12 protein-coding genes and 1 pseudogene are annotated in these 11034 nt (G+C 39.7%); 9 read left to right on the top strand and 4 right to left on the bottom strand.

Annotated elements, in window-relative coordinates; all coding sequences use genetic code 11:
• Nucleotides 1-272 precede the first annotated feature (272 nt).
• The 8 genes from OGM63_RS09465 to OGM63_RS09430 all read left to right on the top strand — a co-directional run bounded on the left by OGM63_RS09465 (nucleotide 273) and on the right by OGM63_RS09430 (nucleotide 4496).
• Nucleotides 273-653, top strand: coding sequence for a hypothetical protein (locus tag OGM63_RS09465; RefSeq protein ID WP_263745267.1), 381 nt, complete (start codon nucleotides 273-275; stop codon nucleotides 651-653).
• A gap of 120 nt (nucleotides 654-773) precedes the next feature.
• The gene (locus tag OGM63_RS09460) at nucleotides 774-1148 is read left to right on the top strand and encodes a hypothetical protein (protein WP_263745266.1); all 375 of its coding nucleotides are present in this window, start codon (nucleotides 774-776) and stop codon (nucleotides 1146-1148) included.
• Nucleotides 1149-1269: 121 nt separating this feature from the next.
• Complete coding sequence (locus tag OGM63_RS09455) at nucleotides 1270-1638, top strand: hypothetical protein (protein WP_263745265.1); 369 nt, start codon at nucleotides 1270-1272, stop codon at nucleotides 1636-1638.
• Between the two features lie 103 nt (nucleotides 1639-1741).
• A complete protein-coding gene (locus tag OGM63_RS09450; protein ID WP_263745264.1) occupies nucleotides 1742-2098 on the top strand; it encodes a hypothetical protein in 357 nt (118 codons plus the stop codon).
• A gap of 52 nt (nucleotides 2099-2150) precedes the next feature.
• Nucleotides 2151-2564, top strand: coding sequence for a hypothetical protein (locus tag OGM63_RS09445; RefSeq protein ID WP_263745263.1), 414 nt, complete (start codon nucleotides 2151-2153; stop codon nucleotides 2562-2564).
• Between the two features lie 284 nt (nucleotides 2565-2848).
• A complete protein-coding gene (locus tag OGM63_RS09440) occupies nucleotides 2849-3361 on the top strand; it encodes a hypothetical protein (RefSeq protein WP_263745261.1) in 513 nt (170 codons plus the stop codon).
• A gap of 34 nt (nucleotides 3362-3395) precedes the next feature.
• Nucleotides 3396-3782, top strand: a complete 387-nt coding sequence (locus OGM63_RS09435; RefSeq protein WP_263745260.1) for a hypothetical protein — start codon at nucleotides 3396-3398, stop codon at nucleotides 3780-3782.
• A 165-nt stretch (nucleotides 3783-3947) separates the two neighbouring features.
• Nucleotides 3948-4496 carry a hypothetical protein gene (locus OGM63_RS09430; RefSeq protein WP_263745259.1) on the top strand — a complete coding sequence of 183 codons (549 nt, stop codon included), beginning with the start codon at nucleotides 3948-3950 and terminating at the stop codon, nucleotides 4494-4496.
• 421 nt (nucleotides 4497-4917) lie between these two features.
• Here OGM63_RS09430 and OGM63_RS09425 read toward each other — a convergent pair whose 3' ends face one another.
• From OGM63_RS09425 to OGM63_RS09410, 4 genes are all read right to left on the bottom strand, one after another.
• A complete protein-coding gene (locus OGM63_RS09425; protein WP_263745258.1) occupies nucleotides 4918-5367 on the bottom strand; it encodes a PIN domain-containing protein in 450 nt (149 codons plus the stop codon).
• Nucleotides 5368-6000: 633 nt separating this feature from the next.
• Nucleotides 6001-7272, bottom strand: a complete 1272-nt coding sequence (mltA, locus tag OGM63_RS09420; protein WP_263745257.1) for a murein transglycosylase A — start codon at nucleotides 7270-7272, stop codon at nucleotides 6001-6003.
• 501 nt (nucleotides 7273-7773) lie between these two features.
• Nucleotides 7774-8136 (bottom strand): hypothetical protein, encoded by a 363-nt coding sequence (locus OGM63_RS09415; RefSeq protein WP_263745256.1) that lies wholly within the window; start codon nucleotides 8134-8136, stop codon nucleotides 7774-7776.
• A gap of 116 nt (nucleotides 8137-8252) precedes the next feature.
• Entirely contained in the window at nucleotides 8253-9587 is a 1335-nt protein-coding gene (locus OGM63_RS09410; protein ID WP_263745255.1) for a proton extrusion protein PcxA, read from the bottom strand.
• Between the two features lie 88 nt (nucleotides 9588-9675).
• Between OGM63_RS09410 and OGM63_RS09405 the strand changes: the two are divergent.
• Nucleotides 9676-11034, top strand: a pseudogene (locus OGM63_RS09405) (recombinase family protein); the annotation flags it as partial.

The raw sequence follows: 11034 nt of genomic DNA, 5'->3' as shown, positions 1-11034 counted from the left end.
GAACTGGATCTAGTGCTCAATCTCAAGGCTCTGTCCAACGTACAAGCCAAAACGGTGCTGCCATTGACGGTTCTGTGAATGCTCAAGATAGCGTTACAACCAGCAATCAGCGTCAAATTTTAGCTGCCGGTTGCCGTTAATCAAAAATAATCAATAACTAATTGAGCGATTAGGCATTCTTGAATTATGTAAGTCAGCCAAACCAATTCACAATTTAGGCAACGCCAAATCGAAACTAACAAAAAAAACTAACACTTATTAGGTCTAAAATTATGTTGAAGAAAACCTGCGCTTTTGGTCTTTTAGCTGCTGCGCTTATTATAACACCAGGTGCCGCATTTGCCCAGCAATCTCAAAACAATGTGCAAATTACCGAGCAAGAAGGTGCAGCAATCAATGGTAGCACCAACGTGCAAAGCTCCACTAGCACCAACGTGCAACAACAAATTCAACGTGCCAATCAACTAGGTAATCGTTATCAGCGTGGGGGTTACTACAGCCCTTACTATTGCAGAGGTGGATCTAGTGCCCAATCTCAAGGCTCTGTCCAACGTACAAGCCAAAACGGTGCTGCCATTGACGGTAGCACCAATGCTCAAGATAGCACCACCCGAAATAATCAACGCCAAATTTTAGCTGCCGGCTGTCGCTAATCACTGCATAAATTCCGATGGCGTTACCTACTTAATAAAAGAATCAGCTAAACGATTCCACAAGTCAAATAACGCCTTCTTTAAACCAACAACACACACACTTATTTAGGTATAAAAACTATGTTGAAGAATCTGACATTTGGTATCTTAGCCGCAGCTTTAGCGATCGCTCCTGGTGCAGCATTTGCAGGTCAAGGTCAAAGCAACGTACAAATCACTGAGCAAAACGGTAGTGCAATCAATGGTAGCACCAACGCTCAAACCTCCACAAGCACCAACGTTCAACAACAAATTCAACGCGCTAATCAAGTAGGTAATCGTTATCACCGTGGTGGATACTACAAACCCGTTTGCAGAACTGGATCTAGTGCTCAATCTCAAGGCTCTGTCCAACGTACAAGCCAAAACGGTGCTGCCATTGACGGTTCTGTGAATGCTCAAGATAGCGTTACAACCAGCAATCAGCGTCAAATTTTAGCTGCTGGTTGTCGCTAATCACTGCATAAATTCCGATGGCGTTACCTACTTAATAAAAGAATCAGCTAAACGATTCCACAAGTCAAATAACGTCTTCTGCTTCATCAACAACACACACACTTATTTAGGTATAAAAACAATGTTGAAGAATTTTACATTTGGTATCTTAGCTGCTGCTTTAGCGATCGCTCCTGGTACAGCATTTGCAGGTCAAGGTCAAAGCAACGTACAAGTTACCAATCAAGATGGTGCAGCAATTAATGGTAGCACCAACGCTCAAACCTCCACAAGCACCAACGTCCAACAACAAATTCAAAACGCACAGAAAAAAGCTGGTGGTTATCGTGGCAGCTATTACAAGCCCGGCTACCGCAAAAATAATAACACAAACCAATCTCAAGGCTCTGTCCAACGTACAAGCCAAAACGGTGCTGCCATTGACGGTTCTGTGAATGCTCAAGATAGCAACACCCGCAACAACCAAAACCAAAGCGTTCGCAATCGCTAATTATTAATTGAGTTATCAGGCGTTGCTAGTAAAAGTTTAACTTAAACAACGCCCTTTCCAAACAAAAACAACACTCACACACAAGTAAATTAGGTTTAAAACAATGTTGAAGAATTTTACATTTGGTATCTTAGCTGCTGCTTTAGCGATCGCTCCTGGTGCAGCATTTGCAGGTCAAGGTCAAAGCAACGTACAAGTAACCAATCAAGACGGTGCTGCAATCAATGGTAGCACCAACGCTCAAACCTCTACAAGCACCAACGTCCAACAACAAATTCAAAGAGCAAATCGTTATCGTAGCGGATACTACAGCCCATACTACCGCAAAGGTAATAACACAAACCAATCTCAAGGCTCTGTCCAACGTACAAGCCAAAACGGTGCTGCCATTGACGGTTCTGTGAATGCTCAAGATAGCAACACCCGCAACAACCAAAGCCAAAGCGTTCGCAATCGCTAATTATTAATTGAGTTATCAGGCGTTGCATTCATTGAAGAAATCAGCTTTCATTATGCTTCTAGAGCAACGCCTGATGGAAATCACTAAAAAATTTCAAATCGGATTCAAAAATATGTTGAAGAAAACTTACGCTTTTACCCTTTTAGCCGCAGCAATGATTATAGCACCATCTGCTGCCTTCGCAGGCGATTCAGGTACTCGCCAAGAACTCAATCAAAGTGCTACTTCCATTAACAACAGTCGAGTTAATCAAGGAGCTAGCCAAACAAGCTATCAGTACCGCAGCAACAGAGCAGGTTCTCGCTACGGTGGTTACAACAACTGCCCAGGAAACCAGCAATCACAAGGCTCAAATCAGCGCATTAACCAAAATGGTGTAGCGATCGATGATAGCGTTGTCAGCCAACGTGCCGACCAAACAAACTTGCAACGTCAAGTTGGTGCCGCTCAACGGTATTGCCGCTAAAGCACTTGTGTTATTAGCCTAGTCGGTCAGCTTGCAACTTAAAATGCTTCTGTGGCTGCTGACTAAACCCTTGATTAATTCTACTGCCACGAGAAAGGCGTTGTTAAATAATTAATTCTCAAAGCCGTCATGCTCGTGAAAGCAAATTGCTTTCAAGTCGAATTAGTCTGGAGTGCGAACCTCTGGTGTGGTGCTGACAGCTTTTTAACAGGGGTATTACCGATTTGCTAGCTTGCGAAGCAGAAAAAAAAATCGGTTTTTTCTATTAGGAGAGTGATTAAGTTATGTTTTACAAACAAACAGTTTCATTACTAGCAGTCTTATCTGCGCTAATTGCATTACCAAGTGGAATTGCCAGAGCCGGTGATATTTACGTTCAAAATGACAACGTTCAAGTCTCGGTTGGCAATGACAGCGGTATCCGGATTAACACTACTCCCACACACACATACTTGTTTACCCATTGGCTGTCTGCACCGATTGCATCACCTCGCAGCATTATCACAGCAGGTAACACAATAGTTGAAACTGACGACGTAATGGTCGATGTTGATGAGGACGATGACGACGAGATCAGGGTTAACACAATTCCACAAAGAACAACTATTATTCGCACTCCACAGCGGATTTATCGACCAAATAATGTTCGGAATTACGGAATTTGGAAAAACCCCCGCTCAACTTCGTCAATGCAATGTAATGGCAGAAATATAACAAGGACAAACACTCAAAGCCATAGTTCTGGTAGAGCAGTTAACCGCAGTTATAGTTCAATGACAACAATGACTTGTCAATAGTTCACATTTTGTTTATTTTCATTAGGATACAACCATGAATTTAAAATTACTTTCTCTTGGTATTTTCTCTGTTGTAAGTGTATCTCCTTTATTGATGCCTTCGTTTACTCCTAAAGCTGCGGCTGGCTGTGTTGCAGTTGATGTGGGAGTGCAAGTAGCCGTTGACGGTTCCAGAACAGGTTCGCAATCGAATAATGTTAGTCAACGCTTTGACCCCAATTGCAGTGGTGGCAGTGCCACCAGCGTCGGTAGACAAGTTTGTGTTTCTACCAAGTGCGAACAAAGACGGACTAGCGATCAATATGTTGGTGGAAACGGTGGATACAACACTGGTGGTCGAAATATTAACATTAAAGTAGGCCGTCCAATCCATGTATACAACCGAGCTGCCGATCCTAACTTTCCCTTTAACAAAAAGTAAATTAGCCCAATATTTATAGATTGGGTGTAACAATTTTAATCGTTTTAAATTCCCCTCCGGGGGAATTTAGCCATAATAACTTTCTTAATATTACTTTGGGGAGTTTCCCTCCTTGAGCAGTTGGGTTTAAACTCATACTATATAGTCAGGGGAGTAAATCTAATTATGAAAAAAATTCTCATGGTTTTGGGAGGCAGCGTTGCTTTTCTTATAGCGACCATCTTTGTAGTTCAAAACTTAACTCAAAGCAACCAAAATCAAAATACTTTTCTCAGATCCGACAACACTAGTATTAACTCAGACAGCAGTAGCGTTAACTCAGCTACCAATAATGACGATGATGATATGAAAGACTCTGGAACTTTTATTAGCCAACAAAACGATCAATCATCTCAATATCAACGAAGCACTCTCAATCTGAATGCAGCGAGTCTTAGTCAACCTCATCTTCTCAGCATTAATAGCTCTGCAACTCAATTGAGAGGTCAGATTCTTGTTGATGGTAAAGTGGTGAAAAAACTGAACAAGAACAGTTCTGAGATTAATCTCTCACCTTATCTATCAATGGGACAACACAATGTTGAAATTACTGCGCGTTATTCTCCTCCTACCTCTGGGGTGAATGTACAAATAAACGGTCCTGGCACAAATGTCGCTCAACAAAATAGCGGTGATGGTGCTTTGAATTACAAAATTGATGTTAACGTGCAATAGCGCGAATTAATAGACCTGGCTTGATTTTCAAGCATGGGCATTAGAAAATTTTCATCACAAAATGATTCTAACTGATATTTGTTTGCATCGCTTACAAAGAAGGAAGAAGTTAGGACGAAGAAGGAAGAAGTCAAAAGTATCAATAATAACTTACTTTGTGAGTGTAGAGCTTCCGTAAAAATAAATCATTATACTCAAGATGGCTTGGAGCGAGGTATAAAACCTCCTTGTTTCAATCCCTCTTTTTTAAAGGTGGGTTCTTCTTCTTTTTTCCTTCTTCCTTCTTACTTTGTGAAATAAACCGTGTTTAAATCAATAATATTATGTCCGTTGAATTGCCCATAATAAAATATTTTTGTAGTGAGGACTTCAGTTTTTATCTCATCAGATGAGGACTTTAGTCCTCACTACGAGTTTATGATTAACTAGTTCTAGTTGCTTGTAATTGATTTTCTAGATTTGCCCGCAACCGCAAGTCTGGAACTGACCAAATCCAAAACTTGTTAGAACATAAGGCAAAATCATCATGTTTATGGGTAACGATCGCATCTAATTTTTCATAACTCGCACAAACTAATTCTACGGCAGATTCAAAATCTCGAAGTGGTGAGGAGCGTGCTTGTTGCAATATTTTTTGATCGACAGTACAAATCTGAATTTTATCTTGTAACCAATCAACTACTATTTCTGCTATTTTAGTACTTTGAAAACGACTTGCATAATCGTAAATTTTCTGCCAACCAACATCTGTTACGTACATTTGTATTGACGGGTGTATTCTATCCAATAGTTCCCTGACATTTCCGACAAATTCGGTGCGATTAATCAAAACTTCTAAAATTAAATCAGCATCAACTAAAATCCTGATCACTTTAACCCCCTAGAAGAGCTGAAAATTGTGTGTGTGAAAAACAAGCTGATACCATTGCTTTGGTATTATTTACACTTAAACTATATCAGTATTTTTTTCGTGATTTATAAAGAATGACTGCGAAATACTCACGATTAGCAAGTAAAAAGAAGCAATAATTAAACCGCAAAGGCAATATATAATTTTTACACGTGCATACTTATATACAAGTTGTTGTCCGAATATTTATGATTTTATTTGACTTAATCCTATTGGCAAAAAGGAGATGCTTGGTAAATAAAAAGAGATTTTCTTTATTAGCGATTATGGCAAAAATTACAGATTGAGTATAGTAAATTTAAATGACGACTTAGAATTTTTGTAGTTCCTAGCTAATAGATGTATATCGAAAGAGAGAGATATATGGGAAATAAATTTGTGATTTGATCAGTTTAATTTTTGGAAATTCACATAAATAATAAAGTGAAGATAAAAGAGAACTTTTTTCACAAAGGGTGATACAATCATCACTCTTTGCGAAAAAATAAGCGTCAGTATAATATGAAGATGAATTGTTAACTTTGTAAAAATCACTTTTGACACACCATTATGACAGTTTGAAATATTAGTTCGGCTTTTAATAGGGAAATAAGTTTATTTCTTGGACTTAAGTAGGAGATAATATAGTTGTCCATTACTGACTGTTACCCCAGCGCGATCGCCTGCCACTTTCCCAGTACCTAAAAAATAATCCACCCTTCCCGCACCTTTAATTGCACCTCCGGTATCTTGATCGAGAACGTAACGACTGACGACTCGCTCTTCCATTTCCCCGCTACCCTTGACAAAGGGAAAAGGAGCACGAATCAACGCTAAAGCACCAGGAGGCATGATAGATTTATCTGTAGCAATCGAACGCTCTGGAGAAAGTGGCACTTTGATAGAACCTTGCGCTGCTGCACCGAAGTTTTCTTGAAAAAAAACAAAGCTGGGATCCCGGGGAATATAGACATTTAAAGCTTGTGGGTGCTTGTGAAAATATTCGAGGATAATTGGCATTGTTATCCCCTCTAAAGGTAATATTCGATCGTTGGCTAATTCTCCTCCGATGCTTTTGTAGTTGTAAGCTGTATTACCGGCATAGCCTACGGTGGTTTGCGTACCATCGGTCAGATGAAGTCTGGCAGAACCTTCGATTTGAATCATATACGGTTCGAGGCGATCGCGAAACCAAAACAACTCTAAAGAGCGCAACTTACCTACTCGGAATTGCAATCCATCAGCTCCCTCTAGTTGCACTCGTGTAGGATGAGGTTTTGACCAAGATTCGATATCACCAGGCAATTTATAAATCGGATAGCGATATTCTGCGGTAGGAATGCGACTAGCAGCATAAAGTGGTTCATAGTAAGCGGTAAACAAAACGGAACCTTTGTTGTCTTTACCGATTGACTGATAAAGAACAAATTCACGCTCAATAGCTGCATGAAGTTCTGTGGCAGATTTAGCTTGAAGCAGCAGTTGACGGAATTTTTGCAGACTTTTGGTCACGCGATCGCGTGTAATTACCGGCACTTCATAGTTTTTGTAAGCAGCATCAGCATTACTAGTTTGCAAATATCCCAAACTGCGATCGATAGCTTGCAACAGTATCTTTTTATCTGGTAATTGAGGGTTTTCACCTGTAAATAAAACTTCATCCAAACAAGAGCTATCACCCTCACAACATCTAACTGGTGACCTTTCGACAAGTACTGGTGATGCGGCTTTTTGATTTTTGGTTTTTAACAACACTGGTAGATCCCACTTTTTCACTTGACATTCCGGTGGACTAAGTTCCCGTTGTCCAAAACTTTGCATCCGTACTAAAAGTATCAACAGAACTACAGGTATGCTGAGAGTGATGATTGTCAGAGTCTTTTTCATCTAGAAAATGGATATGTCAAATCAATGAACTTTTTTCATATTTAATTCCCTAATCATGTTACTTAGAAAACTACAGTCAGTCTTTACTTAATCCCATAACTCACTTTTTAGATGAAAAAGCCTTGATTTTCGGCAAAAACCAAAAATATTGTACCTAACCAAGCTAAAAAATCTCTCAACATGGCTGGTGCGAACTTTCAGCTTTGGTGTATTTATATGATGAGGTTGGGAGATTTATGCAAGTTCCGGAAAAATTCGTTACATTTTTTAACTTTGAGTATGCGAATAAATAATCAAGTCAAGTCGCTTTTACGTAAAAACGCACTCATTTTTAAACAAGGACGAGCGCAGAGTTTTTCTTTATTTAATTGGTTACAAATTTGTCCAATGCGTGTATTTAGTTGTGAAAACCCCTACACCAGTCCTTTGTTCGGATAGATGCAGGGGTTGCGTGTTTATAACCGTAAACTAAAGTAGCTTCACGCAGCACTTAGTAAATTATTAACAAGATGTCGTCGTTGTGGAACTGTAAGTACGGTTAACCGAAGTGCCAGACCTATTGCTTTGAGTGCTTTGCTGGGTTATTTTTTTGCCATTACAAATATTTGACGTTGATTGAGAATTTTTCCAAACGCTATAACGCTGGTTACGATTTGATAGAACACGTACCCTTGAGGTGGGTACTTTACTAGGAACGATAATTGTTTGTTTGGGAGTCGAGTTAATTATTGTAGTGCCGTCTTCACTAACTCTAACCCTCATGCTGCCGGTCTGAACGTCAATGTCATCTGCTGTGGCAATTCCTGCTGGTAATAACATCAGCGCAGAGAGTGCTAATAATGAAAGTGTCTGTTTGATAATCATGGCTTTATGACTCTATTAGTAGAAAAGACTGATTTTTTTCTGCTTTGTTCGCAAGCAAATCAGCAAAAATTTGGCTGTAGTAAAAAATACTCTATCTGAGACTTTTTACCCTGAGTCTATTCATTCATATTGCGGTAGGTTGCTACTGCTGAAGGGGATATGCGGTTTAGGTATCGGAAGATCCAGTATTTAAAGATGGTATCTAAAATTACTGGGAATGTGGCAATAAACAAGAAAATGAAATCGTGATTTCCTGGTAGTCCCCAATGACGTGATATACCCTCTAGAAGCACTTCCCATCCATGAGGTGAGTGAAATCCGACAAAAACATCGGTAAACAAAATGATAATAAATGCTTTGGCACTATCACTCAGACCATATACTATATTATCGAAGAAATCTTTGATAACGGCAATGGAGGGTTTACTCACCAGTAAAAGCCAGATGACAGCAACAACCGAGCAAAGGTCAGCAAAAACATTTTTAATCGCACTTGAGCTTTCGGCACGAAATTCTTCGGCAATCTCAAGAGCCTTTTCTTTGACGTGGTTTTCCATCTCCTCAGGAGATAGTTCTGTTAATCTGCCTATTAGAATGTCGAACTTTGTTCTCTGTTCAAATTTTTCTAGTGCTTGCAGTGCTTCTTCTTCCATTTCATAATTGATGAAGATTCCGGTCTGCTCGGAACTTCTAAAACTATCAACAATTGGTCCGACAACTAATGTTTTTGATATCTGATGAGTTAGAATTGGTACTATAACTAATAGTAAAAGAAATCTGACAGATATAATTGTTCTTCTTTGAGCCTGACGAAAGTTTTTAACAACATCTTGTTCGGATTTCGGATCTAACTCAACTTGTAAACGAGTGATAGTACTTAAAATCGAACGAGGTAATATTCCGGTTGAATTTGCCTTATTTATTGCTTTTTTATGCCAAGTTTTACTTGAAAACTTTTGGGGTAATGGTGCGGGTGCAATGTCTGGTGCGATCGCTGAATCTAATGGAATAATTTCCGGTTTCGGTTCGGTAACTAAATCTGAAGAAGTTGTTTCATGATCAAAGGTGGTGTATTTAGCAATAACTTGATCGATAAATCTAAGTTTTTCTAAAATTGTCGCCGGATTAGTATATTCTATCCCTGCTTTAATCGCAGCTTTTTGATTAGATTCACTGAGAAAATAACAGCTAGCTTTAAACTCAGTCAAGCGCATCCGAGCGATTTTTAATTGTTTTTTTAGATCTGACTCAAAATAATCCATCATGCTGCTGGTGTATCTGGATGAGTCAAAGTCTATTTTATTACCATTAAAATGTTCGTCTTCTATAGCCTTAATCTGTAACGCTGCTTTGTAAGCTCGATCTAGAGAACGTTCTGCTGTGAGTAAGTACCATCGGTAAGCAGCTAGCAGAAAATTGTATATTTTTTGGCGAAAAAAAGAAATTTTCATCGTCGGCAATCATCCAGCACTTTTTGGTGATTATTAACTTTAAGTTAACGCATAAGGTATAATAAGAGATTAAATTTGGAGATGGTTTGTGGTTTGTGATTCACTTTGGATTGTCGGCGCTAGCCGCAGTGGTAAGACTGCTCGCTTGGTGAAGCAGTTTTGTAATTGGGTACAAACTGAAAATCCAAACCAAGAATTATTTTATACTAAAAAGCCGGAACCCCAAAAAAATTTCCGCCGACAACAACACCCGTCTCTTCAACAAACAGAACCAGCAGTTTTAGTCTTTGCCGCCAATGACGATAATCGGCGACAGTTGGCAGATAGAATTGTTACATCAACTCAGGGAAAATATCCAGTTCGTGCTAAGACGATATTGGGTTTTTTTCAGGATGAGATTATTTTATTTTGGCCCCTATTAATTCAATCTTTACACTTAAAAGCTCAATTTCCGGTTAGATTACGTCCAGAGACTGAGCAAGAATTAGCAACCTTACTTTGGCGATCTGCTGTAAATGAAAACTTTCTCCAAGCTTTGGGAGGTTCGGAGTACCGAGGGGTGCGTCGCATCCTAGACTTATTGCAATTAGCAGCTTACAGTGGCGTAGCGTGCGAAGATATTAGCCAAATTTTGACAAAAGCTATATTACCACAAGAAAATACGGTAAATTTAGATCCACAATTGTTAGGGACTTTGCTTTTAGATTGGCGTAACTGGTGTTTGGAGAGAGGATTGCTGACTTATGGAATTATTACCGAACTTTGGTGTCAACATTTGTTAAGCGATCGCCTTTATCAACAGCGCTTGGTCAAACGTTATCAGGCAGTGTTAGCTGATGACGTAGATGAGTATCCAGGTGTAGCGCGTCGTCTGTTTGACTTTTTACTAAATGAAGGTGCTGTAGGAGCTTTTAGTTACAATCCTGATGGTGCAGTGCGCTATTTATTGGGAGCAGATCCGAAATACTTAGAAGAGTTAGCAAGGCGTTGTCGAGTAGAATTTTTAAATCAACCAGCAGAAAACAGCCTTGCAAATACGCTTTGCGTGCCGATGGTGGAATTAGTCACAGAATCGATGATGCCTTCCAGTTTACCAGAGGTAGTGCGATCGATTCAAACGACATCCCGCGCTCAACTGTTGCGGCTAACAGCAGAAGAAATTGTCAAAGCAATCAAATCAAAAGAAGTCGAAGCGGATCAAGTTGCAATAATTGCACCTGGCTTAGATGCGATCGCACGTTATACGCTAGTAGAAATTCTCAGCAAGCAAGGAATATTTTTAGAATCGCTCAATGACCAACGCCCCTTGATTGCTTCACCGGTCATCCGTGCCTTACTTACACTCATGGCACTAGTTTATCCTGATTTGGGACGCTTGGTAGATCGAGATGCGGTAGCGGAGATGCTTGTTGTTTTGAGTAAGGGAGAGGGGGAGAGGGGGAGAGGG

It is taken from the genome of Plectonema radiosum NIES-515 (assembly GCF_025753815.1).
Classification (GTDB): domain Bacteria; phylum Cyanobacteriota; class Cyanobacteriia; order Cyanobacteriales; family Nostocaceae; genus Hassallia; species Hassallia radiosum_A.
Note: the sequence above shows the minus strand (reverse complement) of the source record. Positions and strands in the feature narration are given on the sequence as shown.

What these genes read in the sequence shown, in the direction of transcription:
- OGM63_RS09465 (WP_263745267.1), top strand. Translation starts at nt 273, where the DNA reads ATGTTGAAGAAAACCTGCGCTTTTGGTCTTTTAGCTGCTGCGCTTATT.
- OGM63_RS09460 (WP_263745266.1), top strand. Translation starts at nt 774, where the DNA reads ATGTTGAAGAATCTGACATTTGGTATCTTAGCCGCAGCTTTAGCGATC.
- OGM63_RS09455 (WP_263745265.1), top strand. Translation starts at nt 1,270, where the DNA reads ATGTTGAAGAATTTTACATTTGGTATCTTAGCTGCTGCTTTAGCGATC.
- OGM63_RS09450 (WP_263745264.1), top strand. Translation starts at nt 1,742, where the DNA reads ATGTTGAAGAATTTTACATTTGGTATCTTAGCTGCTGCTTTAGCGATC.
- OGM63_RS09445 (WP_263745263.1), top strand. Translation starts at nt 2,151, where the DNA reads ATGCTTCTAGAGCAACGCCTGATGGAAATCACTAAAAAATTTCAAATC.
- OGM63_RS09440 (WP_263745261.1), top strand. Translation starts at nt 2,849, where the DNA reads ATGTTTTACAAACAAACAGTTTCATTACTAGCAGTCTTATCTGCGCTA.
- OGM63_RS09435 (WP_263745260.1), top strand. Translation starts at nt 3,396, where the DNA reads ATGAATTTAAAATTACTTTCTCTTGGTATTTTCTCTGTTGTAAGTGTA.
- OGM63_RS09430 (WP_263745259.1), top strand. Translation starts at nt 3,948, where the DNA reads ATGAAAAAAATTCTCATGGTTTTGGGAGGCAGCGTTGCTTTTCTTATA.
- mltA (WP_263745257.1), bottom strand. Translation starts at nt 7,272, where the DNA reads ATGAAAAAGACTCTGACAATCATCACTCTCAGCATACCTGTAGTTCTG.
- OGM63_RS09415 (WP_263745256.1), bottom strand. Translation starts at nt 8,136, where the DNA reads ATGATTATCAAACAGACACTTTCATTATTAGCACTCTCTGCGCTGATG.
- OGM63_RS09410 (WP_263745255.1), bottom strand. Translation starts at nt 9,587, where the DNA reads ATGAAAATTTCTTTTTTTCGCCAAAAAATATACAATTTTCTGCTAGCT.